Genomic DNA, 26,503 nt, shown 5'->3' with positions numbered 1-26,503 from the left:
GACAATCTGTTTTACATCTTCGGCAACAGTTGTGCGGCTAAAAAAGGCTTGTGGCTCAAGGACCTGGATACACGATAATTATGTATCGCAGGCCCCTGGCTCTGATCGTGTTGAATGGATTTTCACATGATTGCTCCCGGCAGCCTTTGTTGCAGCAAGACGCTGAACAGGCCGGGAGCACGGACAGGAGTTCATCATGAACACTCAGGATAACAACGCATTCATGACCGATAAATTCACCCTCAAACCCAGCCCGCAAGTGGTTGAGCGGGTGCGCGAATTTCTCAATGAGCAACTGCAGCACCAGGCACTGGACTGCGAAAATATTTATCTCAACACGGTCAACAATATTGTCGACATGACGGTTATCTACAGCCAGGACCTGCTGGGCCTGGGTATGGACACGCTGGAGTGGGGCACCGTGCAAGCACACAACGACTGGGAAACCGGGGTGTTCAGCAAGGGTGGCACGTTCCAGGATATCCATCGGCTCGACCACCTGCCCATCGAGCGCATCGAACAGATGATGAGCGAGCTGCTCGATCAGGCCAAATACAAGTGGATGGTGTGATGCCGTGGGCCATCAGCCCGGCTGATACCCCATCCGCCAACTGATGGCCTGGCTGGCGGCCAGCAAGCGTTTGGCCGCTGGCCCATTTTCATCGGCGTGAAACAGTGACGTTGGGCCGACCACGGTCAGTACAGCCGCCACCTGGCCGGTTGCATTGAATACCGGGGCCGACAAGGCATCGACACCAGGCATCAGCAAGCCATGCACGAAATGCAAACCGCGCTTGCGGATCTGGCTGCAAAGCGCCGTGTAGGCTTCAGGTGTTTGCAGCGGATGTACCTGATCGGTCTTGAACTCCAGTTCGCGCAAGTCGACGGTTTCGCGATCCGGCAAAAATGCGTTGAACACCAGCCCTGTCGATGAACTGAGAAGTGGCAAGACCGAACCCAGTTGGGTCACTACGGTGACTGCCCGCACGGCTGGCTCAATGTGCACCACAGTTGCCCCCTGATTACCCCACACCGCCAAAAAACAGGTTTCATTCAAGTCGTCGCGCAGCTCGGCCAAAGGCAGGCTGGCGACTTTCAGTACGTCCATGCTGTTGAGCGCGGCCAGCCCCACGCGCAATGCCTCGCGGCCTAAACCGTAATGGTTGGTGGCGACATTCTGTTCGGCGAAACCGCTGGCGATCAGTGCCTGCAGGTAGCGATGCACCTTGCTCGCGGGCATTTGTACGTGTTCGGCCAGGCGCGACAGCGATGTCGAGGGGGACAGCTCGGCCAACGCCTTGAGGATGTCCGTGCCGACTTCGGCCGAACGCACTTTCTGCTTGCCGGTGCTGTCGGTGCTGCTGCGGGGCTTTTCCATGGAAGTGCTTATATCTCGGGACGAATGGGCGTCTTTATAGCTTGACGCTGAATACCAATCAAATTACGTTATGCGTAATCGAATTACGATAAAAATAACGCAGCGACGCGCAAACGCTTCCAGCGCCGGGCGCAGTCCGCTGCCTTCTCCATGCTGGAGGCTCCATGAACGTCGATTCGCCTTCGTCAGGTCTTGGCTATCAGTCCGGGTTTGGCAACGAATTCAGCAGCGAAGCATTGCCCGGCGCCCTGCCGGTGGGTCAGAACTCCCCGCAAAAAGCCCCCTACGGTCTGTACGCCGAATTGTTCTCCGGTACGGCGTTCACCATGGTGCGCAGCGAGGCGCGGCGTACCTGGATGTACCGCATCCAGCCGTCCGCCAGGCACCCGGCGTTCGTCAAGCTCGAGCGGCAATTGGCGGGAGGCCCGCTGGGGCCGGTGACCCCCAATCGCTTGCGTTGGAACCCGTTGCCGATTCCAGATCAAGCAACAGATTTTATCGACGGCCTGGTGGGCATGGCGGCCAATAGCGGGTCGGAAAAACCTTCGGGCATCAGCATCTACCATTACCGCGCCAATACCTCGATGCAGCGGGTGTTTTTCAATGCTGATGGTGAGTTGCTGCTGGTGCCCGAACTGGGCCGCTTGCGCATTTGTACCGAGCTGGGGCGCCTGGATCTGGAACCACTGGAAATCGCGGTGATCCCCCGTGGCCTCAAGTTTCGCGTTGAGCTGCTCGATGCCCAGGCTCGCGGCTATGTTGCCGAGAACCACGGCGCGCCGCTGCGCCTGCCCGATCTGGGGCCGATTGGCAGCAATGGCCTGGCCAACCCCCGGGATTTCCTGACCCCGGTTGCCCATTACGAAGACACACGCCAGGGCACGCCCCTGGTGCAAAAATTCCTCGGTGAGCTGTGGGGCTGCGAGCTGGACCATTCGCCGCTTAACGTGGTGGCGTGGCATGGCAACAACGTGCCGTACAAATATGACCTGCGCCGCTTCAACACCATCGGCACGGTCAGCTTCGACCATCCCGACCCGTCGATCTTTACTGTCCTGACTTCGCCTACCAGCGTGCCGGGTCTGGCCAACCTCGACTTCGTGATCTTTCCTCCGCGCTGGATGGTGGCTGAAAATACCTTCAGGCCACCGTGGTTCCACCGCAACCTGATGAACGAATTCATGGGCCTGATCCAGGGCAGCTACGACGCCAAGGCCGAAGGCTTCCTGCCCGGCGGTGCGTCACTGCACAGCTGCATGAGCGCCCACGGCCCGGACGGCGAAACCTGTACCAAAGCGATTGCGGCCGAGCTGCAACCGAGCAAAATCGACAACACCATGGCCTTTATGTTCGAGACCAGCCAGGTGTTGCGCCCAAGCCGGTTCGCCCTTGAATGCCCGCAATTGCAATCGAACTACGACGCTTGCTGGGCCACGCTGCCCGTGACCTTCACCCCGAATCGGAGATAACCCATGACCCAGACCACTCTTGCCCGAAGCTGGATCAGCTCTGCCAACGGCCACCGCGATTTCCCGTTGCAGAACTTGCCGCTGGGCATTTTCAGCATTGGCGGGTCGGCACCGCGCAGCGGGGTTGCCATTGGCGATGCGATTTTCGATCTGGAGGCCGGGCTGGCGGCGGGCCTGTTTGAAGGCCCGGCCAAGGTGGCGGTTGAAGCCTCCCTGGGCGGCGCATTGAATGCCTTTTTCGCCCTGGGCCGCAGTGCCCGGGTCGCCCTGCGCGAGCGCTTGCTCGAACTGTTGAGCGAGGGCAGCACCCTGCGCGGCAAAATCGAAGCACTGGGCACGCGGCTGCTGCCACTGGCGGCGGATTGCCAATTGCATCTGCCGGCCAAGATCGGCGACTACACCGATTTTTATGTCGGCATCGAGCACGCCAAAAACGTCGGCAAGCTGTTTCGCCCCGACAATCCACTGCTGCCCAACTATAAATATGTGCCGATTGGCTACCACGGTCGCGCTTCGACCATTCGCCCCTCTGGTGTTGAAGTACGCCGCCCCAAAGGGCAAACCCTGCCTGCCGGGCAGACCGAGCCGACCTTTGGCCCGTGCTCACGGCTGGACTACGAGCTGGAATTGGGGATCTGGATTGGCCAGGGCAATGACATGGGCGACGCGATCCCGGTCAGCGAAGCAGGCGAGCATATTGCCGGTTTCTGCCTGCTCAACGACTGGTCGGCGCGGGATATCCAGGCCTGGGAATACCAGCCGCTGGGCCCGTTCCTGTCCAAGAGCTTTATTACCAGCATCTCGCCGTGGGTGGTGACCGCCGAAGCGCTGGAGCCGTTCCGCCGTGCGCAACCGACCCGCCCTGAAGGTGACCCGCAACCACTGGCTTACCTGCTCGATACCAGGGATCAGGCCAATGGTGCGCTGGATATCGAACTGGAAGTGCTGCTGCTGACCGAGGCGATGCGCGAACAGAACCTGCCAGCCCATCGCCTGGGCTTGAGCAACAGCCTGAACATGTATTGGACTGCGGCTCAACTGGTGGCTCATCACAGTGTCAACGGTTGCCAGTTGCAGTCCGGTGACCTGTTTGGCTCGGGGACCTTGTCGGGCCCCGACCGCTCGCAACTGGGCAGCCTGCTGGAAATCACCGAAGGCGGCAAACACCCGATCGAGCTGGCTTCGGGTGAAGTGCGCAAGTTCCTGGAAGATGGTGACGAAATCATCCTGCGTGCCCGCTGCACCCGTGAAGGTCATGCCTCCATCGGTTTTGGCGAGTGCCGGGGCAAGGTTGTTGCCGCGCGCTAAAGGAGCGGGCTATGGAACTCTTTACTTATTACCGCTCAACCTCGTCCTACCGGGTACGTATTGCGCTGGCACTCAAGGGGCTGGATTATCGGGCGCTACCGGTCAATCTGATCGCGCCGGCTGGCGGTGAGCACCGTCAGCCGGCGTACCTGGCGATCAACCCGCAAGGCCGCGTACCGGCCTTGCGCACGGACGAGGGCGATGTGCTGACCCAGTCACCGGCGATCATCGAATACCTCGAAGAGCGTTACCCGCAAGTGGCGCTGCTGTCTGCCGACCTGACAGTCCGTGCTCGGGAGCGGGCGGTGGCGGCGCTGGTGGCGTGTGATATTCACCCGTTGCACAACGTCAGCGTGCTTAACCGGCTGCGTCAATTGGGGCACGATGAAGCGCAGGTGGGGGAGTGGATCGTTCACTGGATCAGCCAGGGGCTGGGCGCCATTGAACAGTTGATCGATGACAGCGGTTATTGCTTCGGGCCACAGCCCGGACTGGCCGATGTATATTTGATCCCGCAGTTATATGCGGCGCAGCGGTTTAACGTGCCCCTGGCGGCGTACCCGCGCATTGCCCGGGTGGCGGCGCTGGCAGAACAACATCCGGCGTTTATCTCGGCGCACCCGGCCAATCAGCCCGACACCCCGGCCTGACCCCACTCTGTGTGTGGGAGCGGGCTTGCTCGCGATGGGAGCGACGCGGTCTATCTGTCAGACCACGGCGATCCCATCGCGGGCAAGCCCGCTCCCACAGGATGTGCTCCCTTGTGGATATGTCCGAAACCCTGAAAAGCGCACAGGCTTATGCCTGCGCACTTCAACGAGTTTTCTGGCGCCGCCTATACTGGCGAATACCCATAATCGTTCGAGGGCCTGATGATGTTTGCTCTCATGCAAAGCGCTCAGCTTGAGTCGCTGCACCTTAGTGTAGACCCCGTGACAGGCCTGAAAGCCGTAATTGCCATCCATAACACTCGCCTGGGGCCGGCATTGGGGGGTTGTCGCTATCTGGCTTACCCCAATGACGAAAGTGCGGTGGGTGATGCCGTCCGCCTGGCGCAGGACATGAGCTACAAGGCGGCGCTGGCCGGGCTGGCCGTGGGCGGGGGGCAAGCCGTGGTGGTGCGTGCGGCCCACGTCGATAGCCGCGCGGCGCTGTTCGAAGCCTTTGGTCGCTGTGTAGACCAACTGGACGGGCGCTATATCACGGCAATCGACAGCGGCACATCAACTGCAGACATGGACTGCATAGCGCAGCACACCCGGCATGTGACCAGCACCACTGCTGCCGGCGACCCTTCGCCCCATACGGCGATGGGGGTGTTTGCCGGAATCCGCAGCACTGCATCGTCGCGCCTGGGCAGTGACAACCTCGAAGGCTTGCGGGTGGCAGTGCAGGGCCTGGGCAAAGTGGGTTACGCCCTGGCCGAACAACTGCATGCTGCGGGTGCCGAATTGCTGGTGTGCGATACCGACCCCGGCAAAGTGCGCCTGGCCATGGAGCAACTGGGGGCGCACCCGATTGCCTGCGAAGCTTTGCTCAGCACCCCCTGCGATATCCTTGCACCGTGCGGTCTGGGCGGGGTGTTGAACTGGCACAGCGTGGCGCAACTGCGCTGCTCGGCGGTGGCCGGATGTGCGAATAACCAGCTGACCAATCTGCAAGTGGCCGATCAGTTGGAGCGGCGAGGCATTTTGTATGCGCCCGATTACGTCATCAATTCCGGTGGGCTGATCTATATGGCCCTGACCCATGAAAATGCAGCCCCCGAGGCCATCAACCAGCAGTTATTGCAGATCAGCCAGCGTTTGACCGGCATTTATGCCCATGCCCAGGCTGAAAAACGCTCACCGGCACGGGTTTCTGACGAGCTGGCACATCAATTGTTGTATCCCAAGGACTGAACACAGGCCAAGTCCAGCTCCGGGCCTCCCAGGGCAAAGCGAGCCTCAAACTCGACCAGCCCCGCATGCACCTGTTGCAACGCATCTATCTGACCCATTACGGCGTGTTTTTTCCGGGCGATGGCGTTGCTTACGACCTGCCACGGCAGCGTTTGGCCGCGATGCTGATCAAGAATGGCCTGCATTTCCTTGAGCTTGAAGCCCAACTGCTGCGCGCACTTGATAAACATCAGCAGTTCAACGCTTTGCTCGCTGTAGACGCGATAGGCGCCACGGCGTTGCGGCGCAGGTAGCAGACCGATGTCTTCGTAGTGGCGAATGCTTTTGACGGTGGTGCCGGACAACTGGGCGGCTTTGCCGATATACATGAAAAGTCCTTTTATCGCCGCCCGCTGGCTTAACGCGTGGCGAGCTGGTGTGCCGCCTGAAGCCAGGCCTCTCTTTGCCCGGGCGTGGCGTTCAGGATCGGGCCAAATGTCAGGGTAGCGGTGGGTTTTATGCCACAAAACGCCAGTGTGGTTTTGCGAACCTGATGCAGCCCCGGCATGCGGTACACCCATTGGTAGTACCACGGCGGGGTGTCCATCGTCACCAGCAGGTGTGCGCTGCGGCCTTTCAACAATTTTGCAGGGAAGGCCTTGCCCTCACGGTATTGAAAGGCAAAACCGGGCAGCAGAATGCGGTCGAAAAAACCCTTGAGCAATGCAGGGATCCCGCCCCACCAGATCGGGTAGACCAGCACCAGGTGTTCGGCCCAATGGATATTGGCCTGAGCCTGCAGCAGGTCAGGCTCCAGCGCCTGGACCTGCTGGTAGCCTTCGCGCAGCACCGGGTCGAAGCGCAGATCGCCCAGGCGCATGACGCGTACATCATGGCTGGCATCCTTGGCTGCAGCTATATAGCTGTCTGCCAGTGCGCTACAGAAACTGTGGGTGCCGGGGTGACCGAGAATGACCAGTACTCGCTTGCTCATCATGACGCCAACCTGAAAGGGGGCCTTTGAGGGTAGGGTCTGCCCCGTAGGGGAGAGTCAAGCGAGTACGCGGCAGTCTTACTCGCTGTCGACCAGCAACTCGGACAGGGCGTCCGGCTGGCTCTTGAAGGCCTTGGCAAACACATCGCGATTTTTCGCCATGTAGATACCGGCTTCTTCGACTTGTTGCTCGTTCAGGGACGGCACTGCTTTTTGCAGCACTTCGGCCAGCAACTCTGCCAGTTCCAGCATTTTGTCATGACGGTCAGCTTCGGCTTTATCCATGAACAAACGCTCCAGATCTCGGCTGCTGCGGTATACCACTTCGACGGCCATTTACCACCTCATATGCCTTCACGTAAATTATCTAGCGATTACTGTATTTATATACAGCGAAAAGGATAAGCCAATCGCCAGCATTTGAATAGCGGCTTTTTCAATGTAGCTGTAAATGGCATGCCCGATCGGGCCAGAGGTGCCTTATGGGCGGCGGTCACCATCTCAACAGCAGTGACTGGCCTTTTTTCTGCATGTAAAAAGCGTCATGTGCATCGCGGATGATCCGTTCGAGTCGATTCAAGGAGCTGCATCGTGAGAGTTAACAAAGCTGAGAAGCTACGTCGCCAGGTTCATGAACTGGCCGAGTCGATGGGCAATCTGTTCGTCGAAACCTTCCATTACCTGGCGCTGTTTGCCATTGGCGCGGTCACTGCCTGGGCGGCGGTGATGGAATTCCTTGGGATGGTGGAGAAGGGCAACATCACGATTGATGACATCCTGTTGCTGTTTATCTACCTCGAGCTGGGCGCGATGGTCGGGATTTATTTCAAGACCAATCATATGCCCGTGCGCTTTCTGATTTATGTGGCAATCACGGCGCTGACCCGTTTGCTGATTTCCAACGTGTCCCATCACAACCCGCCGGACATGGGCGTGGTGTACCTGACCGGGGCGATCCTGTTGCTGGCGTTTGCCATCCTGGTGGTGCGTTATGCGTCGTCGCAGTTCCCGTCGGTGAAGATCGAGAACCCCCATCGCAAGACCGGTGCCGGCTCCGGTGAGCACCCGGAAGTGGAGAAGGGCGAACTTTAACCGGTTTGCAGGCATGAAAAAGGCGGGCCCACCGAAGTGGGCCCGCCTTTTTTTGTGCGTCCAGGACGCCGAATCAGCTGATTTTATCGAGTTCTTTTTCTTTCTCTAAAAACTCTTCTTCGAGCAAGTCGTCAGCGGTCTGTTTTGGCTCTTTTGCCTCAAACCCTTCCGGGGCGAGGGTGGTTGTGCGTTTGCCACGCAGCTTGCCGAACAGGTGTTCCAGAGCGTGCTCCAGCTTCTGGGCGGCACCCTCCACAGCCTGGGTCAGCGAATCAGCATCGTGGGAAACAAGAATTGGCTGGTGTCCTTTAGGTCGAGCCTCCATTTTGCAGCGTTTGTCCTTGGGACCGGACTTGCCGCCATTTTCATCACTGAGATGGACCTCGACCCGGGTCAGATCTTCCAAATGGCGTTCGAGCGTGACTTCAACAGTTGCAGTAACCCAATCCTGGGTGCGTTTGTCACTGTCGATGTGTTTATCGGAAAAGACGTGAGTAAGCATAGTTCTTCCCTTATATAAGCGTGCTCGTGTGAGGTCTGACGGCCTTGAGTGTACAAAGGTTCATCGCCATCGCTCAGTTACAGTGTTTGGGCCGATGAGCAAATATTTCAAGCACTATTTTCAGGAAGTCTTGCAAGTCGTGACCGGTGTCAGTCTTTGCCTGTAGGAAAAGCCCGCGTGTGCGGGCTTTAGCCGATTTAAATCAAAATGCGACAGAAGTCTGCACATAGAGCGTGCGTGGCTCGCCCACGTATTTGCCCTTGTTGTTGTCGTCAAACGAGCGGGTGTAGTACTCGTGGTTGAGGATGTTTTTCACCCCGACCGCCACGTTCAGGTCGGACAGTTGATGGCCGAAGTCATACCCCACGCGGCTGTTGAACACCATGTAGCCCGGGATTAGACCGGTGCTGCCGTCGGCGCTTTCGGCGCGGGTGTTGGCGTTGTCGGCGAACTGGTTGCTCTGGAAAGTGCTGTCCAGGTTGGCTTTCCATGGCCCTTCGGTGTAGCCGACGCCGAGGCTGCCTTTGTTTTTTGAGGAGAACGGCACACGATTGCCCTTGTTCGGCCCATCTTCGCGGATGGTCGCGTCAACATAGGCGTAGGTCGCGTACACGTCGAACCCCGCCAGTACCGGGCTCAGGCCGTCGAGTGCGTAGTTGACGCTGGCCTCGATACCCTGATGACGGGTCTTGCCCCGTGCGATCACTGTATCGGTGGTCTGGTTGCTGTCGTACTGGTTGTTGAAATTGATCAAGAACGCGCCGATCTCCGCGCGCAGGTTGCCATTGTCGTAGCGTGTGCCGATTTCCCAGGTGCGCGCTTTCTCCGGTTTGACTTCACCGCCGGTCACGCGGTTGGGCATCTGGCTGTACTGCACGCTGCCGAAGGAACCTTCGGTGTTGGCGTACAGATTCCAGCTGTCGGTGACGTGGTACATCACGTTCAGCGCGGGCAGCGGGGTGTTGTAGTCGCCCTTGTATTTGACGTTGGTCAGCAGGTTGGTTTGCTGCTGTTCGATCATTTCGTAGCGAATGCCGGGGGTGAAGGTCCATTTGCCGATGTCGATCTTGTCATCGATAAAGAACGCATGGGCCTCGGTGGCGCCGCGGGTGTCGCGGTCATTGCGGCTGTTGGTGGTGGGCAGTTCGTTGGCGGCAATCGGTGTGCGGTAGCGCAGTTCATGGCCGGCTTCGTTGATATAGCGATAGCCCGCGCCTACTTCGTGGCTGCTGTTGCCCAGGTCAAAACCCTGGGCGATGCGGGTTTCGATACCGCGCACCCAGTATTCGCGGGGGGACAGCGAAAGGAAGCTGCCCTGGTCCAGATAACCGCTGCGCAGGGTCTTGGTAAAGAAGCTGTTGACCGTGAATTCACGGCGGTCTTGCTGGTAGCGATAGCCGAAGTTGACCAGGGTGCGACGGCCCCAGAACTTGTCGTTGGGGCGGGTCGACTGATAGGGGTCGGCCTTGTAGGCCGCGGTGCTCAGGCCGCCGGGCATATCGGCTTCGCCATCGTAGTACTGGGCCATTGCGTGCAGGCTGTTGGCTTCGTCGATCTGGTAGTTGCCCTTGAGGATCAAGTCGTCGATGCGCGTGTCGCTGTGCTGGCGCCAGTCGCCGCCGCGTACGCCGGAGTACAGCAGGGCGCCGCCCAGGCCGTTGTCGGCCGTGCCGCCGGCCAGCAGGTTGGCGGTTTTCTTGAAGCCGTCCTGGGTGGACGACGGGCTGGTTTCGGTTTGCAGGCCGACTTTTACCGTCGGCTCGTCAGGAATGGCACGGGTCACGAAGTTGACGATACCGCCGACGTTCTGCGGGCCATAACGCACGGCACCGCCGCCACGCACCACGTCTACCGCATCCATATTGCCCATGCTGATGGGGGCAAACGACAGCTGTGGTTGGCCGTAGGGGGCGAAGGGCACCGGAATGCCGTCCATCAACACGGTCGAACGGGTTGCCAGGCGCGGGTTGAGGCCGCGGATGCCGAAGTTCAGGGCCATGTCGTGGCTGCCGGTGCCGTTGTTTTCCGGAGCGTTGACGCCGGGGATACGATTGAGCACTTCACGCGCGCTGGTGGCACCCTGGCGTTCGAATTCCTCGCGGCGGATCACGTCACGGGCGCCGGGGTGCTCGAACACATCGGTCTGTGCTGCGTCACCGAGCCAGTCACCGACTACGCTGGAGGTGCCCAGCTCGATGCTGGCAGGGGCTGTGGCAGCCGTTGCCGGTTGCAGGCTGAATGCGCCCTGGCCTTCGGCGCGGGCTTGCAGGCCGGTGCCTTCGAGCAGGGCCTGCAGGCCTTGTTCAGGGTCATAGGTGCCTTCCAGGCCCTTGCTTTGAATGCCGCTGGCGGCGGCGGAGCTGAACGAGATCAGCACCCCGGCTTCGCGTCCAAACTGGTTGAGGGCATTTTCCAGCGTAGAAGGTGCGATGTGATAAGCCTTGGTGTCGGCAAACGCCATCGGCAAGACGCTGAAACTCAAACTGGCACCCAGTAGCAAACGGGCCAGGGACGTAAGGCGGAAGGGCTGAGCGGGCATGAAGGGATCCTGTGAGGATGAGAATCGAAGTGGCTTGCCTTCTCTGTCACGCCAGATCCGAAATCAGCTCACATTTTTTGAAATTAAACTCAGACCCTTTGTGGGAGCGGGCTTGCTCGCGATGGCAACCACGCGGTCTGTCTGGCACACCGCAGCGATCCCATCGCGAGCAAGCCCGCTCCCACAACAAGCCCGCTGCTACAACACGTCCGTTCACATAGAGCCGTTACACCCGCGCTTCCACCGTTACCCAATAGCGGGTAAAGCGCTTGATCCGCACCGGCAAGCTGACCGCCAGCAGGTCCAGCACGCGCTCGCTGTCGTCCACCGGGTAGGTGCCGGAGATCAGCAGGTCGGCAACCTTCGGATCGCAGTTGAGCTGGCCACGGCGATAGCGACCCAGTTCGGCGAGAAAGTCTGCCAGGCGCATATGCGCAGCAACCAGCATGCCGTCAGCCCACGCCCCGCTCCCGGCATCGAGCGGGCGTGGAGCATTCCAGGCCTGGCGGTTGAAGCTCAGTTGCTGGTGCGGTTCGACCCACAATGCACTGCCCGTATGCGCCGTTGGCATCAACGCAACCCGCCCCTCGAACACGGCGATTTCAGTACGGTCGCCAAATTGGCGCACATTCAGGCGCGCCGCCTGGGGTTGCAAGGTGCCGTGGGCGGTACGCACCAGCAGAGGGCGAGAATCCCGGGCGGCAGTCAGCAGCATTTCGCCTTCGAGCAGGCGGATCACCCGCTGCTGTTCATCAAACTGCACATCGACCGCGCTGGCGGTGTTGAGCCGGACCTGGCTGCCGTCTTGCAGTTGCACGTTGCGCCGCTGCCCCACCGGGCTGCTGAAGTCTGCCAGCAGCGGGGTCACGGGCAACTGCTCGCGCAGGCCCCAGGTCAGCGCCGAGCCAGCGCCTAAAAGCAGCAACAGCTTCAATGCCTGACGACGGCTGCTGCTTTTAGGCGCGTTCAGGGCTGCATGGGCCAGTGGCGATGATAAACCGCGCAAGCGCTGGTTGATGCGCTGGATATGCTCCCACGCCCGCTGATGTTCAGCATGGGCGTGCAGCCATTGCTCCCAGGCCTGCTGGCGCCTGGGGCTGAGTGCGCCGCCCTGCATTTCTACCAGCCAGCTGACTGCTTGTTCGGCCACCGCCGCGCCGATGTCGGGCGGTGCGTTGAATGCACCGTTCACAGGGCGAAGTAGCAGCGCAGGGCTGCCTTGCTCAAGTGACGTTTGACCGTGGCAATCGAGATGCCCAGTTGAGCGCCAATTTCGGCGTAGCTCAAACCATCGACCTGGGCCAGCAAAAAGGCCCGTTTGACCGGAGAGGGCAGGCCGTCGAGCAACTGGTCAAGCTCCATCAGGGTTTGCAGGATGATCGCGCGTTCTTCTTCACTGGGGGCGACCTGCTCGGGCATCCCGGCCAGGGCCTGCAGGTAAGCACGCTCCAGGTCCTGGCGACGGTAGTGGTTGAACAGTACGCGTTTGGCCACCACGGTCAAAAACGCCCGGGGTTCGTTCAGGGGTGGGGTTTCGCGCGCGGTCAGCAGGCGCATGAACGTGTCCTGGGCCAGGTCGGCGGCACTCTGCGGGCAACCGAGCTTGCGCCGCAACCAGCCCGTGAGCCAGCTGTGGTGGTCCTGATACAGAACCTCGACGGTGTTTGACTGCGACAACGACCACTCCGGCTGCGCTGAATAACGCTTTAGAGAACAAGAATTGTTCGCATTGTAGTGGTGGCTTATTACATTGAGCAATCACCACTTATCAATGGTCGTCACGCAGCCCGTCATCTGCTTTTGCATATGAGAATATTTATCATTAGTATCGCTTTCCTTTTGACCTACGCATCGATCTCCATGACCCCACCCGAACTCAAGGATGGCCCCCACAGTGAACCGCGCCAGGGACGAGCGCATTTTCTGCAGGTGTTTTTGACCCAGCGTGCGCAAATGGAAGCGCTGGTGAGCCGCCGCGTGGGTTGCCGGGCCACGGCTGCCGATCTGGTGCAGGATCTGTTTCTGCGTTTTTGGCGGCGGCCACTGGTGCAGGTTGAAGAGCTGAGCACCTATTTGCTGCGTTGTGCGGGCAACATTGCCATTGACCATTTGCGCAGCGAAGGCACGCGCGAGCGGGTCAGCCATCACTGGCAACCCGAACCCGACGCCAACAGCTGTGAGCCCCAGGCCGCCCTGGAAGCCGGTAATGACTTGCGCCAGGTCGAGGCGGCCCTGCGCAGCCTGCCCGAGCGCACGCGGCATATTTTTTTGCTCAACCGCATTCACGGTCGTACCTATGCCGAGATCGCCAAGGTCATGGGTGTGTCCCAAAGTGCCGTCGAAAAACATATGATGCGCGCCCTGGAGGCCTGCAAGGCCAGCCTGCGAGAGCCGTCATCAGGGACCGCGTTGTGATCAGTCGTTCAAGAGTTGCCGTTACTGCCGAGCAAGAGCGCGCCGCACTGGCATGGCTCAGTGTGCTGCATGATCAGCCGGACAGCGGCGATCAGGCCACTTTCAGTCGCTGGCTGCTGGCTGACCCGGCCCACGCCGAGGCCTATGCCCAGGCCCAGGTGGTGTGGGAGTTGAGCGAGGTGGCCGGTGCCACCCTGGCCGACGAAGAGTCGCTGGCCATGCAGCGTTACCTGTCGGCAATGGACAAGTCCCGGCGCGGCCGCCTGCGGCATTGGTCTGGCGGGTTGGCGGTTGCCGCGTGTTTGCTGCTGATGGTCGGTGTGTTTGCCGGCTGGCAGCCGGCGCGCTGGGTGGACGATCTGGGCGCGGACTATGTGAGTGTGCCGGGGCAAGTTCGCACTGTGGTGCTGGCCGATCAATCGCAGGTCACGCTGGATGCCGACAGCGCCATTGCGGTGAACTTCAGTGGCGGCGAGCGCCATGTGCAGTTGCGCCGCGGCGTGGCCTTTTTTCACGTCACCCACACCGGCGAGCCATTTGTGGTGGATGCCGACGGTGGTGAAGCCCGGGTACTGGGCACCGAGTTTGAAGTACGCCTGCAACCGGGAGGCGCGCAAGTCACGGTGTTGTCCGGGCGGGTAGGGGTCAAGGCCGGCAAGAATGCAGCGCAGCAGATCCTTACAGCCGATCAACAAATAGCCTACGACGCAGGTGTGACCGATACGGTGCATCACGTTGACAGCCAGGCCCGCCTGGGCTGGCGCTCGGGCTGGCTGAGCTATTACAAAACCCCGCTGGTTGATGTTGTCGCCGATCTCAAACGTTATTACCCCGGCCAGATTGTGCTGCTCAACCGTGAGTTGGGTGCAAGGAAGATCAGCGGCAGTTTTCCTAGCCAGGACCCGCAAGCGGTGCTCAATTCATTGCAGGGCGTGCTCGGCTTTGAACAACACAACGTGCTCGGGCTGATTGTGTTGCGTTGACGCGCCCTCCACATATCCCTGTGGGAGCGGGCTTGCTCGCGATTGAATCAACTCGGTCTAACTGGAAAACCGTATCGATGCTATCGCGAGCAAGCCCGCTCCCACCGTTTTCCCGCAGGCGGCCTGTGGTGGCATCCCGGATTTTTTTTCATTGCGTGGTGAGGTAAACCCCGGCCCCATCCGTGTAGTGCTTGAAAATGCGAAAAATTCGTATTCCGTATCAGGTCAACACACAGGTCATGAGCATGAAGTCCAGGGCAAGTTCGGTGAAACAGTGGTTGGGAGCTTCTGCATTCGTGATGGCCGGGCTGGCGCTCAACCCGCTTTACACGGCAATGGCTGCTGAGTCGCCGCAACAGCAGGTTGGTGCATTGTTTGATTTCAACCAACCAGCCAAACCGCTGCCCCAGGCGCTCAATGACTTTTCCCGGCTGACCGGCTTGAGCGTGGTCTACACCGACGAAGCCCCCTTTGGCCTGCAAGCGCCGGCGCTCAAGGGACGCATGAGCGCCGACCAGGCCTTGCAGCAGTTGCTCGCGCAGTCGGGCTTCAACGTGCGCCGCACCGACGCCAACACCTTTGCCCTGGAACCACAGCCCACGGCAGGCGCCCTGAACCTGGGGGCCACCAGTATTACCTCGCTGGCCTCAACCGACACCAGCTACCAGCCGCCCGCCACCACCTCGGTGATGCGCGGCACGGGCTCGTCCATGGAAGTGCCGCAAACCATCAACGTGGTCGCCGCCCAGGTGATCCGCGACCAGGCGCCGCGCAATCTGGATGATGCCCTGAACAATGTCAGCGGCATCACCCAGGGCAACACCCTGGGCAGCACCCAGGACTCGGTGATGAAGCGCGGCTTTGGCGACAACCGCGACGGCTCGATCATGCGCGACGGCATGCCGCTGGTGCAGGGCCGGGCCATGAACGCTGCTACTGAGCGGGTCGAGGTGCTCAAGGGCCCGGCCTCGTTGCTCTACGGCATTCAGGACCCGGGCGGTGTCGTCAACGTGGTCAGCAAAAAGCCGCAGCTGGAGCAGTACAACGCGGTGACGGTGCGCGGTTCAACCTACGGCGCCGGCAAAAACGGCGGCGGTGGCAGCCTCGACAGCACCGGGCCGCTGGGTGATTCGGGGCTGGCCTACCGGATGATCATCGACCATGAAGACGAAGATTACTGGCGTAATTTTGGTGTGCATCGCGAAACCCTGATCGCGCCGTCGCTGGCCTGGTATGGCGACAACACCCAGGTGCTGCTGGCGTACGAACATCGCGAATTCCTGACCCCGTTCGACCGTGGCACGGCCATCAACCCGGCGACCAACCATCCGCTGGACATTCCGGCCACCCGCCGCCTGGACGAGCCGTTCAACAATATGGAAGGGCGCTCGGACCTGTACCGCCTTGAAGTCGATCACGACCTCAACGACGACTGGAAAGCCCATTTCGGCTACAGCTGGAACCGCGAAACCTACGACGCCAGCCAGGTTCGCGTCACCAAGGTCAACTCCGACGGCACCCTGACGCGCAAAATGGACGGCACCAAAGGCGCGATCACCACCGACCGCTTCAGCACCTTCAGCTTGCAGGGCAAGGTTCAGGCCGCGGGCATGCAGCATGACCTGGTGTTTGGCGTGGACGACGAATACCGCAAGATCTACCGTGCCGAGCTGATCCGCCAGGACAGCCAGTCCACCTTCAACTACGAAAACCCGGTGTACGGCAATGAAGTCGCCGGTACCACCGTGAGCGCCAGCGACAGCAACCAGACCGATCTGCTGCGCAGCGACTCGCTGTTCGCCCAGGACTCGATCCACCTCACCGACCAATGGATTCTGGTGGCGGGTGCGCGCTTTCAGAAGTACGACCAACTGGCGGGCAAAAGCATTCCGTTCAAGGCCAGCACCGATACCAATGGGGTGAAATGGATCCCGCGGGCCGGGCTGGTGTACCGCTACACCGATGAACTGTCGTTCTACGGCAGCTATACCGAATCGTTCAAGCCCAACTCCTCGATCGCTCCGCTGACGGGCGGCGTGGTACTGGACTCCTCCATCGCGCCGGAGCAGTCGAAATCCTGGGAACTGGGGGCCAAGCTGGATATCCCGGGCCGCATCACCGGCACCCTGGCCTTGTACGACATCAAAAAGCGCAATGTGCTGGTGTCCTCCACGGTGGACGATGTCACTGCCTACTCGGCAGCGGGTGAAGTGCGTTCCCGGGGCCTGGAACTGGACGTCAGCGGTCAGTTGACCGACCAGTGGAGCCTGATCGGCAGCTACGCCTACACCGATGCCGAAGTGACCAAAGACACCACCTACCAGGGTATGCGCCTGCAGAACGTGGCCAAGAACAGCGGCTCGCTGTCGGCGGTGTACGACTTTGGCAACATCGTGGGCGGTGACAAGCTGCGCGTTGGCGCGGGCGCGCGCTATGTAGGCGAACGGGCGGGGGATGCCCTGAACGATTTCGACCTGCCGGGCTACACCGTGGCCGATGCCTTTGCCACCTACGACACAAAAATCGAAGGGCAAAAGGTCAAGTTCCAGGTCAACGTCAAAAACCTCTTCGACCGCACTTACTACACCTCGGCGGCCAGCCGCACGTTCGTCTCCATCGGCGATGCGCGGCAGTTCACGTTCTCCAGCACCCTGGAGTTCTAAGGCCGCTCCCACAATGAACCAGCACGCCGCAGTTAATGTGGCACAGCTATACCTGTGGGAGCTGGCTTGCCTGCGATGCAGGCGACGCGGTCTGTTCAGGTAAAGCGCGTCGATACCATCGCGAGCAAGCCCGCTCCCACAAAGAAGGTTGTGGGGTTACCTGAACACCGCCCGATATGCCCCCGGCGTGCCGCCCATGTTTTGTTTGAAGCGGTTAGCGAAGTGGCTGGCGCTGGCGAAGCCGCAGGCCAGTGCCACGTCACCCAGCGCCAGTGCGCTGTTGCGCAGCAGGTCGCGGGCGCGGGCCAGGCGGCGGGCCAGCAGGTATTGGTGGGGCGGTACGCCAAAGCTTTCGCGGAACATGCGCGCAAAGTGGTAAGGCGACAGCGCGCATTGCGCGGCCAGTTGGCCGATGTTCAGCGGTTCGGCCAGCCGGTGTTCGATGTATTCAACCAACTGGCGCCGCTGGTACGCCGCCAGCCCGCCCTTGAATTGCAGGCCGTCGCGCAGGCCGACCTGGGTCAGCACGGCATGGTCGAGCAGGGCGCTGGCCAGGCTACTGGTAAGCAGGCGTTCACCGGGTTCGTCCCAGTTGGTCTGGATCAGTTGATGAAAGCGGCGGGTTTGCTGTTCGTCATCCTGGAAGGTCAGTTCCCGCAGTTGCATCTCTCGCGGTTCGCGGTCGAGCAGGGCGATGCAGCCCAGAGCAAATTGCTCCTGGCTGACATACACATGGGCCAGGCGTATTTCGCCATTGATCACCCACGCCGATTGATGATCGGCGGGCAGCACGCAGAGCTTGCCCGGTGAGCCCTTGGCGCCCGGTTGTTCGCGCCTGAAAGTACCGGTGCCGCCGGAGATATAGCACGACAAGGTGTGGTGCGTCGGCGCTTCATATTCACGCGCATCGTGGTGGTTGGTCCACAAAGCAGCGGCCATGCCTTCACCCAGTTCGGCACTGTGCTCCAGACGGGCATTGGGCGAGCTGTTCATGGACTGGAAGACTTGCAGGGTATCGAATGCGGGCATGTTCGCATCCTACTCCGTCGCACTGCGGCTGCCAGCCCCGGGCCAACAAAAGCGCAAGAATCTGCAAGTGCGCGCACCGCCGCAGGCCCAGACTGAAAGCCATTGTCTGGAGTGCGCCATGAACCTGTTCTTGTATGTGATGACTGTCTTGATCTGGGGCACCACCTGGATTGCCCTGAAGCTGCAATTGGGAGTGGTGGCGATTCCTGTGTCCATCGTTTACCGCTTTGGCCTGGCGGCGCTGGTGCTGTTTGCCGTGCTGTTGCTCAGCCGCAAGCTGCAGGTGATGAATCGACGCGGGCACATGATTTGCCTGGCCCAGGGGCTGTGCCTGTTTTGCGTCAACTTTATGTGCTTTTTGACCGCCAGCCAGTGGGTCACCACGGGGCTGATCGCGGTGGTGTTTTCGACTGCCACGTTGTGGAACGCGCTGAATGCGCGGATTTTCTTCAAGCAGAAAATCGCCCGCAACGTGATTGCGGGTGGTGCCTTGGGGATGTTCGGGTTAGGCCTGTTGTTCTGGCCGGAATTGAGCGGGCATGCCGCCACGCCGCATATTGCCCTCGGGCTGGGGCTGGCGTTGATCGGCACCCTGTGTTTTTCGGCGGGCAACATGCTGTCGAGCCTGCAACAGAAAGCCGGGCTCAAGCCGCTGACCACCAACGCCTGGGGCATGCTTTATGGGGCTGGCATGCTGGCGGTGTACTGCGCACTAAGGGGTATCCCGTTCGATATGGAATGGAACACGCGCTATATCGGTTCGCTGCTGTACCTGGTGATACCGGGCTCGGTGATCGGTTTTACCGCGTACCTGACCCTGGTCGGGCGCATGGGGCCGGAACGCGCTGCCTATTGCACGGTGTTGTTCCCATTGGTGGCGCTGAATGTGTCGGCGTTTGCCGAAGGCTACCAGTGGACCCCCCCGGCGCTGGCCGGGTTGGTGCTGGTGATGCTGGGCAATGTGCTGGTGTTTCGCAAACCCAAGCCGGTGGCATTGAGCGCCAAGCTGGCATGAGTCTGTAACCCCCTGTGGGAGCGGGCTTGCTCGCGATGGCAGCGACGCGGTGTATCAGTCGCACCTCGGCGATCCAATCGCGAGCAAGCCCGCTCCCACAACAGACCTTGCGTCAGCCCTTGAACACCTGCGGGTTGACCAGGTCTTGCGGGCGTTCGCCGAGCAGGGCGCTGCGCAGGTTGGCCAGGGCGCGGTTGGCCATCGCTTCGCGGGTTTCGTGGGTGGCCGAGCCGATATGGGGCAGGGTCACGGCGTTTTTCAACGCGAAGAGTGGTGACTCGCTTAGCGGTTCTTTCTCGTAAACATCCAGGCCGGCGCCGCGAATGGTGCCGTTTTGCAGGGCTTCGATCAGTGCCGGTTCGTCGACCACCGGGCCACGGGAGATATTCACCAGAATGGCGCTCGGCTTCATCAGCTTGAGTTCGCGCTGGCTGATCAGATGCCGGGTTTTCTCGCTCAATGGCACCACCAGGCACACGAAATCAGCTTCGGCCAGCAACTGGTCGAGGCTGCGAAACTGTGCGCCCAATTCTTGCTCCAGTGCGGTCTTGCGGCTGTTGCCGCTGTACAGGATGGGCATGTTGAAACCCAGGCGACCACGACGGGCAACGGCTGCGCCGATATTACCCATGCCGACAATGCCCAGGGTCTTGCCGTACACATCGCTGCCAAACAGGGCCGGCGGCACGCTGGCTTGCCACTGGCCTGCCTTGGTCCAGGCGTCCAGCTCGGCGACCCGACGTGCGCTGCTCATGATCAGGGTAAAACCCAGGTCGGCGGTGCTTTCAGTCAGCACGTCCGGGGTATTGGTGAGCATGATGCCGCGTTCGTTGAAGTAGTCGACATCGTAGTTGTCGTAACCCACCGAGACGCTGGACACCACTTCCAGCTGACGGGCATTTTCCAGCTGCTTACGCCCCAGTTTGCGGCCGACGCCGATCAGACCGTGGGCGTGGGGCAGTGCCTCTTCGAACTGGGCGTTGATATCGCCCAGCTTGGGGTTGGGCGCGATGACGTTGAAATCCTGTTGCAGGCGCTCGATCATCTCGGGGGTGACGCGGCTGAAGGCAAGTACGGTTTTCTTGGTGCTGGAAAGGCTCATCTGAACAAGACTCATCGGCTGTCGGGAATGTAAGCACGCTAACATTCATTGCCGAATATTGCAGCGTTCGGCTGCCGCCTGGGCTCTTCTGTGCCGGTTTTTCATAACGTTAAGGTTACTGGGCTATAGCAACAAGGCGCTACCCGGCCGTGCAGGGGAGGTCGATACTCGTCGGCTTGCAAGGCATCCCGCCTCGCATCTTGGGAGTCATTTATGAGTACCAATAGCCTTCAGGGTAAAGTTGCGCTGGTTCAAGGCGGTTCGCGGGGGATCGGGGCAGCCATCGTCAAGCGGCTGGCCGCCGGGGGCGCGGCGGTTGCGTTCACCTACGTCAGTTCATCGGCCAAGGCCCAGGAGCTGCAGAACAGCCTGATTGCCAGCGGCAGCAAGGCCTTGGCCATACATGCGGACAGTGCCGATGCCCAGGCGATTCGTGCTGCGGTCGACAGCACCGTCAAAGCCTTCGGTCGCCTCGATATTCTGGTCAACAACGCGGGCGTGCTGGCGGTGGGGCCGCTGGAAGACTTCAGCCTGGAAGATTTCGACCGCACCCTGGCCATCAATGTGCGCAGTGTTTTTGTCGCAACCCAGGCGGCGGCCAGCTACATGACCGAAGGCGGGCGCATCATCAATATCGGCAGCACCAATGCCGAACGCATGCCGTTCGCGGGTGGTGGGCCATATGCCATGAGCAAATCCGCACTGGTGGGCCTGACCAAGGGGCTGGCGCGAGATCTTGGGCCACGGGGCATTACCATCAACACCGTACAGCCGGGGCCGGTGGACACCGACATGAATCCGGCCACGGGTGATTTTGCCGAAAGCCTGATCCCGTTGATGGCCATTGGTCGTTATGGCAAGGCGGATGAAATTGCCAGTTTTGTGGCCTATCTTGCAGGCCCGGAGAGTGGCTACATCACCGGTGCGAGCCTGACTGCGGATGGCGGGTTCAGCGCCTGAAATTTTGCCGGTTGTCGCCAATGACCCTGTACCCGGTTATTCAAAAAACGAGTTCATGGCCATTGGCGTAGCCCGGTAGCGGCCAGATAGCGCAATCAGCTATAGGTGGCCAGCTCGGTCTGATGCGCCGCCAGAATTTCCGGCAACGAGCTTTTCAGGTACTCGACCCAGGTCTTGATCTTGGCATCCAGGTACTGGCGCGACGGGTAGATGGCGTACAGGTTCAATTCCTGGGAGCGGTACTTGGGCAGCATGCGCACCAGCGTGCCGTTGCGCAGGCCTTCGATGGCGGCGTACACCGGCAGCACGCCGACGCCCATGCCGCTGGTGATCGCAGTTTTCATCGCGTCGGCCGAGTTGACCAGAAACGGCGAAGAATTGATCAGCACCATTTCCTGACCTTCCGGGCCTTCGAACACCCATTTGTCCAGGGCAATCACCGGGCTGACCAGGCGCAGGCAGGAATGGTTGAGCAGGTCACTGGGCTTGGTGGCGGTGCCGTTGGCTTTTACATAGGCAGGCGATGCACAGACGATGCTGTAGGTGATGCCCAGGCGCTGGGACACAAAACCCGAGTCCGGCAGTTCGCTGGCCAGCACGATGGACACGTCGTAGCCTTCGTTGAGCAGGTCCGGCACGCGGTTGGCCAGGGTCAGGTCGAAGGTCACATCCGGGTGGGCCTTGCGGTAGCGGGCAATGGCGTCGATCACGAAGTGCTGGCCGATGCCGGTCATGGTGTGCACTTTCAGTTGCCCGGCGGGGCGCGAGTGGGCGTCGCTGGCCTCGGCTTCGGCTTCTTCGACATAGGCCAGGATTTGCTCGCAGCGCAGCAAATAGCGTTTGCCGGCTTCGGTCAGGGCAATGCGGCGAGTGGTGCGGTTCAGCAGGCGTGTTTGCAGGTGGGCCTCAAGGTTGGAGACCGCGCGCGAGACGTTGGCCGTGGTGGTGTCCAGCATGGCGGCAGCAGCCGTGAAACTTCCGGCTTCGGCCACACAACTGAAGGCGCGCATGTTTTGCAAAGTGTCCATGAAGTGCTCTCAAGGGGCGATAGAGGGGACAGCAACCAATTACACAGCAACAAATTGTGACATGAAGTTTCAGGCTTTACAGGACGCTTTTCATTCGACCAACGGATTACGCCAAAAACGGTAATAAAGATTCACATTTATGCCCGCTTATCGTTGTGCCTGCCAAGTCATAGACTTCTCTATCTCAAGCCTCATCCTCCCTCCTTTCAGGAATTTGCAGCAGTGCAGCGTCGCATCAGCAGAGAGCTCAAAGCCCTCAGTGTTCTGGCTTTATCGTTAGCATTAAACGGCTGCATCGGTTTTGGTGGCATTGCGCCCAAGGGCAGCATGCTTCCCGCCAATGCCCTGGCCACCGACGAGGCGATTCAAAGCGCCGCGAAAGACGCAAACTGGCCCAAAGCCCAATGGTGGCACGCTTATGGCGACCCGCAACTGGATGAGTGGATCAGCCTTGCCGTACAGGGTAGCCCAACGATGGCAATGGCTGCAGCCCGTGTGCGTCAGGCCAGAGCCATGGCCGGGGTTGCCGAGTCGGCCGAGTCGCTGCAAATCAATGCTGATTCGACCCTCAAGCGCCATAAGTGGCCTTCGGACCAACTCTATGGCCCGGGGGCCCTGGACAGCGCTACCACTTTCGACAACGCCGCGGCCCTGGGCTTCAGCTTTAACCTCGACCTGTGGGGTCGCGAAAGCAATGCCAGCGAGCAGGCCGTGGACATGGCGCACATGAGTGCGGCCGAGGCCCGCCAGGCCCAGCTCGAACTGCAGAACAACGTAATTCGTGCCTACATCCAGCTGTCGTTGCATTACGCCCAGCTCGATATCGTCGAATCGACCCTGCACCAGCAAGAACAGATTCTCGATCTGGCGCAAAAGCGCCTGGACGGCGGTATCGGCACCCATTTTGAAGTCAGTCAGGCGCAAGCGCCGCTGCCCGAGATTCATCGACAGATCGATGCCCAGGAAGAAGAAATCGCCCTGACCCGCAACCAGTTGGCTGCGCTGGCCGGCAAAGGTCCGGGGGAGGGCGCACGCCTCAAGCGTCCGACCCTGGCGCTGGCCACTGCGTTGAAACTGCCGTCGAGCCTTCCTGCAGAACTGCTGGGACAGCGCCCTGACGTGGTCGCCAGTCGCTGGGAAGTGGCAGCGCAGGCCCGTGGTATCGATGTGGCACACGCCGGTTTCTACCCCAACGTCGACCTGACGGCCAGCCTGGGCTTTATCGCCACGGGTGGCGGCGCGCTGGAGTTTTTGACCTCCAAAAAGCTCACTTACAGCGTCGGCCCGGCGATTTCCCTGCCGATCTTCGATGGCGGTCGCCTGCGCTCGGAGCTGGGCGTGGCCTCCGGTGGCTATGACATGGCCGTGGCCAAGTACAACCAGACCCTGGTGACTGCGCTCAAGGGCATTTCTGATCAGTTGATCAAGCGCGAGTCGATGGAAAAACAGCAGGTCTTCGCCGCCGAATCGGTGCAGGCCGCGCAAAAAACCTATGACATCGCCGTGGTCGCCTTCCAGCGCGGCCTGACCGACTACCTCAATGTGCTCAATGCACAAACCCTGCTGTTCAAGCAGCAGCAGATCCAGCAACAGGTCCAGGCCGCCCGCCTGAGCGCCCACGCCGAGCTGGTAACGGCGCTGGGCGGTGGCCTGGGCGCTGGCAACGATGTGCCCAAAGACGATCGCTATGTGCCCGACAAACCGCCGGCCGTCATGGCGCTGTTCAACCACTAAACCCCCGATGGCTAATTTTGAGAGCCTGTAGATGAACCACTTGCCCGCCCCGGTACGCTGGCTGTATTCCCTGGAATGGCGCCGTGGCTTTTTTGACTGGGCACGCAGTGATGGCGTGACCTGGGTACATATTTTTAAGGTGCTGGTCGCCGCCTTTCTGACCCTGTGGCTGGCCATGCGTCTTGAGCTGCCGCAACCGCGCACGGCGATGATCACCGTGTTTATCGTGATGCAGCCGCAAAGCGGCCAGGTGTTCGCCAAAAGCTTTTACCGGTTTTTGGGCACCCTGACCGGCTCGGCGGTGATGGTGGCGCTGATCGCCCTGTTCGCGCAGAACACCGTGCTGTTTCTCGGTGCGATGGCGATCTGGGTGGGCATCTGCTCCGCCGGTGCAGCCCGCTGCCGCAACTTCCGTGCTTATGGTTTTGTGCTGGCCGGTTACACCGCTGCAATGGTCGGCCTGCCTGCCCTGGCCCACCCCGATGGTGCTTTTATGGCCGCGGTGTGGCGGGTGCTGGAGATCTCGCTGGGCATTCTCTGCTCCACCGTGGTCAGCGCTGCGATCCTGCCGAAAACCGCTGGCGCGGCGATGCATGACGCGCTGTACAAACGCTTTGGCGTATTTGCCGGTTTTGTTGCCGAAGGCCTGCGTGGCCAGTCCTCCCAGGAGGCCTATGAGGCCAGCAATGTGCGCTTTATCGGTGAAAGCGTAGGCCTGGAAGGCATGCGCAGCGTGACCGTGTTCGAAGACCCGCACATGCGTCGTCGCAGCGGCCGCCTGAGCCGCCTGAACAGCGAATTCATGGCCATCACCACGCGCTTCAATGCCTTGCACCAGTTGCTTGCCCGTTTGCGCAGCCGTGGTGTGGTTGATGTGGTGTCGGCCATCGAGCCGGAGCTGGAAATACTCGCGCAGTTGCTCGACACCTATGCCGGTCGCTCGTTGACCGATAAAGACGCGGCCTTGCTCGCCGAGCAACTGGATGCCTTCAAGGCCAGCCTGCCGGGCCATGTGCGTGCGTTGCGGGTCAAGTTTCTGGAAAGCGAGCCCAGCCCGTCGGACTTCCTCGACTTCAACACCGCCTACGAGCTGCTGTTCCGCTTTGTTGACGACCTGCACAACTACGCGCTGACCCACGCCTCGCTGGCCGATCACACCCACGAACGGGAGCGTTGGGATCAACCGTTTATTTCCCAGACCAACTGGTGGTCGGCGGCCGCTTCCGGGATTCGGGCAGCGTTTATTCTGGCCGTGCTCGGCACCTACTGGGTGATGACCGCCTGGCCCAGCGGCGCGATGATGACCCTGATCGCTGCAGCCACTGTCGGTTTGTCGGCGGCCACGCCCAACCCCAAGCGCATGGCGTTCCAGATGGCCTGCGGCACATTCCTCGGTGCGTTGATCGGCTTTGTCGAAATGTTCTTCGTGCTGCCCCATATCGACGGTTTCCCGCTGTTGTGTCTGGTGCTGGCGCCGGTGATCGTGCTCGGTTCGTTCCTGACCTCGCGGGCCAACTACGCCGGTGTCGGCCTGGGCTTGCTGATCTTTTTCAGCACCGGCTCGGTCCCCGACAACCTGACCATCTACAACCCGTACCAGTTCATCAACGACTACATCGCTATGGTCATGGGCATGCTGGTGTGTGCCGCTGCCGGTGCGATTATCCTGCCGCCCAACAGCCGCTGGTTGTGGAGCCGTTTGGAGCAGGATCTGCGTGAGCAAGTGGTGTATGCCATCAGCGGCAAATTGCGCGGCCTGAGCTCCAGCCTGGAAAGCCGCACCCGCGACCTGATGCACCAGGCTTATGGCCTGGCGGCAGGCAAGCCGCAGGTTCAACGCCAATTGCTGCGCTGGATGTTTGTGGTGCTGGAAGTCGGTCACGCCATTATCGAGCTGCGCAAGGAGCAGGCGATTTTGCCGGTGCACCCCGCGTACGCCGAAGCCCAGCCGTGGCGCCAGGCCATCCGGGTCATGGGCAGGGCGCTGGTGCGGTTGTTTATCGCTCCCAGCGAAAGCAACCTGGAGCGCGCGTTGATTGCCGTGGACCACGCCATCAGCCGCGTGCAGTCCACCGACGAACCCTTTGCCCGCAACTTCGACACCTCGGCGCTGGTCCGGGTGCAAAGCTACCTGCATTTTATCCGTACATCACTGCTTGACCCGCAATCGCCGCTGGCCGCTTATGCCCAGCCGCAAGGACTTGAACATGCCTCGTGAAATCGCCTTCCACGGCGTCTACATGCCCACCATGACCCTGATGTTCTTTATCGCGGCGGGGTTGGCATGGGGCTTTGACCGACTGTTTTCCGGCTACGACCTGTATCGCTTCTTCTGGCACCCGGCGCTGTTGCGCCTGAGCCTGTTTGCTTGTCTTTTTGGCGCCATGGCGCTCACTGTTTACCGTTGAGACC

The 26,503-nt window shown here is 60.7% G+C and carries 25 protein-coding genes; 14 read left to right on the top strand and 11 right to left on the bottom strand.

What is annotated here, in order from left to right; all coding sequences use genetic code 11:
- The first annotated feature begins 196 nt into the window (after positions 1-196).
- Positions 197-571: a hypothetical protein gene (locus AB3G35_RS22340; protein ID WP_369782145.1), complete on the top strand. Its 375-nt coding sequence runs from the start codon at positions 197-199 to the stop codon at positions 569-571.
- Between the two features lie 12 nt (positions 572-583).
- Here AB3G35_RS22340 and AB3G35_RS22335 read toward each other — a convergent pair whose 3' ends face one another.
- Entirely contained in the window at positions 584-1,378 is a 795-nt protein-coding gene (locus AB3G35_RS22335; protein ID WP_088378103.1) for an IclR family transcriptional regulator, read from the bottom strand.
- A 164-nt stretch (positions 1,379-1,542) separates the two neighbouring features.
- Between AB3G35_RS22335 and hmgA the strand changes: the two genes are divergently transcribed.
- The 4 genes from hmgA to AB3G35_RS22315 all read left to right on the top strand — a co-directional run bounded on the left by hmgA (position 1,543) and on the right by AB3G35_RS22315 (position 6,056).
- Positions 1,543-2,847 (top strand): homogentisate 1,2-dioxygenase, encoded by a 1,305-nt coding sequence (hmgA, locus tag AB3G35_RS22330; protein ID WP_095041512.1) that lies wholly within the window; start codon positions 1,543-1,545, stop codon positions 2,845-2,847.
- A 3-nt stretch (positions 2,848-2,850) separates the two neighbouring features.
- Positions 2,851-4,155, top strand: a complete 1,305-nt coding sequence (gene fahA, locus AB3G35_RS22325) for a fumarylacetoacetase (protein ID WP_369782144.1) — start codon at positions 2,851-2,853, stop codon at positions 4,153-4,155.
- Positions 4,156-4,166: 11 nt separating this feature from the next.
- The gene (maiA, locus tag AB3G35_RS22320; protein ID WP_369782143.1) at positions 4,167-4,805 is read left to right on the top strand and encodes a maleylacetoacetate isomerase; all 639 of its coding nucleotides are present in this window, start codon (positions 4,167-4,169) and stop codon (positions 4,803-4,805) included.
- A gap of 225 nt (positions 4,806-5,030) precedes the next feature.
- Positions 5,031-6,056, top strand: a complete 1,026-nt coding sequence (locus tag AB3G35_RS22315; protein WP_086799673.1) for a Glu/Leu/Phe/Val dehydrogenase dimerization domain-containing protein — start codon at positions 5,031-5,033, stop codon at positions 6,054-6,056.
- On the opposite strand, the gene AB3G35_RS22310 is transcribed toward AB3G35_RS22315, so the two are convergent.
- The 3 genes from AB3G35_RS22310 to AB3G35_RS22300 all read right to left on the bottom strand — a co-directional run bounded on the left by AB3G35_RS22310 (position 6,032) and on the right by AB3G35_RS22300 (position 7,365).
- Complete coding sequence (locus tag AB3G35_RS22310; protein WP_016781840.1) at positions 6,032-6,424, bottom strand: MerR family transcriptional regulator; 393 nt, start codon at positions 6,422-6,424, stop codon at positions 6,032-6,034. The genes AB3G35_RS22315 and AB3G35_RS22310 overlap by 25 nt on opposite strands.
- A gap of 29 nt (positions 6,425-6,453) precedes the next feature.
- Positions 6,454-7,029 (bottom strand): NAD(P)H-dependent oxidoreductase, encoded by a 576-nt coding sequence (locus AB3G35_RS22305; RefSeq protein ID WP_086799671.1) that lies wholly within the window; start codon positions 7,027-7,029, stop codon positions 6,454-6,456.
- A 78-nt stretch (positions 7,030-7,107) separates the two neighbouring features.
- A complete protein-coding gene (locus AB3G35_RS22300) occupies positions 7,108-7,365 on the bottom strand; it encodes a YebG family protein (protein ID WP_016781842.1) in 258 nt (85 codons plus the stop codon).
- Positions 7,366-7,620: 255 nt separating this feature from the next.
- Here AB3G35_RS22300 and AB3G35_RS22295 point away from each other — a divergent pair, with 255 nt between their 5' ends.
- Positions 7,621-8,121, top strand: coding sequence for a phosphate-starvation-inducible protein PsiE (locus AB3G35_RS22295; RefSeq protein WP_016781843.1), 501 nt, complete (start codon positions 7,621-7,623; stop codon positions 8,119-8,121).
- A 73-nt stretch (positions 8,122-8,194) separates the two neighbouring features.
- Here AB3G35_RS22295 and AB3G35_RS22290 read toward each other — a convergent pair whose 3' ends face one another.
- The 4 genes from AB3G35_RS22290 to AB3G35_RS22275 all read right to left on the bottom strand — a co-directional run bounded on the left by AB3G35_RS22290 (position 8,195) and on the right by AB3G35_RS22275 (position 12,839).
- Positions 8,195-8,623 (bottom strand): HPF/RaiA family ribosome-associated protein, encoded by a 429-nt coding sequence (locus tag AB3G35_RS22290; protein ID WP_016781844.1) that lies wholly within the window; start codon positions 8,621-8,623, stop codon positions 8,195-8,197.
- A gap of 202 nt (positions 8,624-8,825) precedes the next feature.
- Complete coding sequence (gene fecA, locus AB3G35_RS22285) at positions 8,826-11,162, bottom strand: TonB-dependent Fe(3+) dicitrate receptor FecA (RefSeq protein WP_106115777.1); 2,337 nt, start codon at positions 11,160-11,162, stop codon at positions 8,826-8,828.
- A 226-nt stretch (positions 11,163-11,388) separates the two neighbouring features.
- Entirely contained in the window at positions 11,389-12,354 is a 966-nt protein-coding gene (locus AB3G35_RS22280) for a FecR family protein (RefSeq protein WP_169905771.1), read from the bottom strand.
- Positions 12,351-12,839, bottom strand: a complete 489-nt coding sequence (locus AB3G35_RS22275; protein WP_016781847.1) for a sigma-70 family RNA polymerase sigma factor — start codon at positions 12,837-12,839, stop codon at positions 12,351-12,353. Before AB3G35_RS22275 ends, AB3G35_RS22280 begins: the two co-directional genes overlap by 4 nt.
- A gap of 183 nt (positions 12,840-13,022) precedes the next feature.
- Between AB3G35_RS22275 and AB3G35_RS22270 the strand changes: the two genes are divergently transcribed.
- From AB3G35_RS22270 to AB3G35_RS22260, 3 genes are all read left to right on the top strand, one after another.
- The gene (locus AB3G35_RS22270) at positions 13,023-13,577 is read left to right on the top strand and encodes an RNA polymerase sigma factor (protein ID WP_016781848.1); all 555 of its coding nucleotides are present in this window, start codon (positions 13,023-13,025) and stop codon (positions 13,575-13,577) included.
- The gene (locus AB3G35_RS22265) at positions 13,574-14,560 is read left to right on the top strand and encodes a FecR family protein (protein WP_095040685.1); all 987 of its coding nucleotides are present in this window, start codon (positions 13,574-13,576) and stop codon (positions 14,558-14,560) included. Before AB3G35_RS22270 ends, AB3G35_RS22265 begins: the two co-directional genes overlap by 4 nt.
- A gap of 245 nt (positions 14,561-14,805) precedes the next feature.
- Positions 14,806-17,223: a TonB-dependent siderophore receptor gene (locus AB3G35_RS22260; RefSeq protein ID WP_086798628.1), complete on the top strand. Its 2,418-nt coding sequence runs from the start codon at positions 14,806-14,808 to the stop codon at positions 17,221-17,223.
- A 156-nt stretch (positions 17,224-17,379) separates the two neighbouring features.
- Here the strand turns inward: AB3G35_RS22260 and AB3G35_RS22255 are convergent, their stop codons facing one another.
- Positions 17,380-18,252, bottom strand: a complete 873-nt coding sequence (locus tag AB3G35_RS22255; RefSeq protein WP_106115774.1) for a helix-turn-helix domain-containing protein — start codon at positions 18,250-18,252, stop codon at positions 17,380-17,382.
- 118 nt (positions 18,253-18,370) lie between these two features.
- On the opposite strand from AB3G35_RS22255, the gene AB3G35_RS22250 reads away from it, so the two are divergent.
- Positions 18,371-19,267 carry a DMT family transporter gene (locus tag AB3G35_RS22250; protein ID WP_169846286.1) on the top strand — a complete coding sequence of 299 codons (897 nt, stop codon included), beginning with the start codon at positions 18,371-18,373 and terminating at the stop codon, positions 19,265-19,267.
- 112 nt (positions 19,268-19,379) lie between these two features.
- On the opposite strand, the gene AB3G35_RS22245 is transcribed toward AB3G35_RS22250, so the two are convergent.
- Positions 19,380-20,369 (bottom strand): D-glycerate dehydrogenase, encoded by a 990-nt coding sequence (locus AB3G35_RS22245; protein ID WP_083369623.1) that lies wholly within the window; start codon positions 20,367-20,369, stop codon positions 19,380-19,382.
- A 213-nt stretch (positions 20,370-20,582) separates the two neighbouring features.
- Here AB3G35_RS22245 and AB3G35_RS22240 point away from each other — a divergent pair, with 213 nt between their 5' ends.
- The gene (locus AB3G35_RS22240; protein WP_016781855.1) at positions 20,583-21,329 is read left to right on the top strand and encodes a 3-oxoacyl-ACP reductase family protein; all 747 of its coding nucleotides are present in this window, start codon (positions 20,583-20,585) and stop codon (positions 21,327-21,329) included.
- Positions 21,330-21,424: 95 nt separating this feature from the next.
- Here the strand turns inward: AB3G35_RS22240 and AB3G35_RS22235 are convergent, their stop codons facing one another.
- Complete coding sequence (locus tag AB3G35_RS22235; RefSeq protein WP_016781856.1) at positions 21,425-22,357, bottom strand: LysR family transcriptional regulator; 933 nt, start codon at positions 22,355-22,357, stop codon at positions 21,425-21,427.
- A 222-nt stretch (positions 22,358-22,579) separates the two neighbouring features.
- On the opposite strand from AB3G35_RS22235, the gene AB3G35_RS22230 reads away from it, so the two are divergent.
- From AB3G35_RS22230 to AB3G35_RS22220, 3 genes are read left to right on the top strand one after another with little or no spacing between them, the layout of a single operon-like run.
- The gene (locus tag AB3G35_RS22230) at positions 22,580-24,091 is read left to right on the top strand and encodes an efflux transporter outer membrane subunit (RefSeq protein ID WP_095040680.1); all 1,512 of its coding nucleotides are present in this window, start codon (positions 22,580-22,582) and stop codon (positions 24,089-24,091) included.
- A gap of 31 nt (positions 24,092-24,122) precedes the next feature.
- Complete coding sequence (locus AB3G35_RS22225) at positions 24,123-26,309, top strand: FUSC family protein (RefSeq protein ID WP_016781858.1); 2,187 nt, start codon at positions 24,123-24,125, stop codon at positions 26,307-26,309.
- Complete coding sequence (locus AB3G35_RS22220; protein WP_016781859.1) at positions 26,299-26,499, top strand: DUF1656 domain-containing protein; 201 nt, start codon at positions 26,299-26,301, stop codon at positions 26,497-26,499. The genes AB3G35_RS22225 and AB3G35_RS22220 overlap by 11 nt, the downstream gene beginning before the upstream one ends.
- Positions 26,500-26,503 lie beyond the last annotated feature (4 nt).

The organism is Pseudomonas sp. WC2401 (assembly GCF_041200115.1).
Lineage (GTDB): Bacteria > Pseudomonadota > Gammaproteobacteria > Pseudomonadales > Pseudomonadaceae > Aquipseudomonas > Aquipseudomonas fragi.
This window is presented reverse-complemented; position numbering and strand designations above follow the sequence as displayed.

Coding starts and splice junctions, on each gene's coding strand:
- AB3G35_RS22240 (WP_016781855.1), top strand. CDS start 20,583: ATGAGTACCAATAGCCTTCAGGGTAAAGTTGCGCTGGTTCAAGGCGGT.
- AB3G35_RS22270 (WP_016781848.1), top strand. CDS start 13,023: ATGACCCCACCCGAACTCAAGGATGGCCCCCACAGTGAACCGCGCCAG.
- AB3G35_RS22300 (WP_016781842.1), bottom strand. CDS start 7,365: ATGGCCGTCGAAGTGGTATACCGCAGCAGCCGAGATCTGGAGCGTTTG.
- maiA (WP_369782143.1), top strand. CDS start 4,167: ATGGAACTCTTTACTTATTACCGCTCAACCTCGTCCTACCGGGTACGT.
- AB3G35_RS22260 (WP_086798628.1), top strand. CDS start 14,806: ATGAAGTCCAGGGCAAGTTCGGTGAAACAGTGGTTGGGAGCTTCTGCA.
- AB3G35_RS22310 (WP_016781840.1), bottom strand. CDS start 6,424: ATGTATATCGGCAAAGCCGCCCAGTTGTCCGGCACCACCGTCAAAAGC.
- fahA (WP_369782144.1), top strand. CDS start 2,851: ATGACCCAGACCACTCTTGCCCGAAGCTGGATCAGCTCTGCCAACGGC.
- AB3G35_RS22235 (WP_016781856.1), bottom strand. CDS start 22,357: ATGGACACTTTGCAAAACATGCGCGCCTTCAGTTGTGTGGCCGAAGCC.
- AB3G35_RS22245 (WP_083369623.1), bottom strand. CDS start 20,369: ATGAGCCTTTCCAGCACCAAGAAAACCGTACTTGCCTTCAGCCGCGTC.
- AB3G35_RS22250 (WP_169846286.1), top strand. CDS start 18,371: ATGAACCTGTTCTTGTATGTGATGACTGTCTTGATCTGGGGCACCACC.
- AB3G35_RS22340 (WP_369782145.1), top strand. CDS start 197: ATGAACACTCAGGATAACAACGCATTCATGACCGATAAATTCACCCTC.
- AB3G35_RS22290 (WP_016781844.1), bottom strand. CDS start 8,623: ATGCTTACTCACGTCTTTTCCGATAAACACATCGACAGTGACAAACGC.
- AB3G35_RS22255 (WP_106115774.1), bottom strand. CDS start 18,252: ATGCCCGCATTCGATACCCTGCAAGTCTTCCAGTCCATGAACAGCTCG.
- AB3G35_RS22225 (WP_016781858.1), top strand. CDS start 24,123: ATGAACCACTTGCCCGCCCCGGTACGCTGGCTGTATTCCCTGGAATGG.
- AB3G35_RS22315 (WP_086799673.1), top strand. CDS start 5,031: ATGTTTGCTCTCATGCAAAGCGCTCAGCTTGAGTCGCTGCACCTTAGT.
- AB3G35_RS22305 (WP_086799671.1), bottom strand. CDS start 7,029: ATGAGCAAGCGAGTACTGGTCATTCTCGGTCACCCCGGCACCCACAGT.
- AB3G35_RS22335 (WP_088378103.1), bottom strand. CDS start 1,378: ATGGAAAAGCCCCGCAGCAGCACCGACAGCACCGGCAAGCAGAAAGTG.
- hmgA (WP_095041512.1), top strand. CDS start 1,543: ATGAACGTCGATTCGCCTTCGTCAGGTCTTGGCTATCAGTCCGGGTTT.
- fecA (WP_106115777.1), bottom strand. CDS start 11,162: ATGCCCGCTCAGCCCTTCCGCCTTACGTCCCTGGCCCGTTTGCTACTG.
- AB3G35_RS22220 (WP_016781859.1), top strand. CDS start 26,299: ATGCCTCGTGAAATCGCCTTCCACGGCGTCTACATGCCCACCATGACC.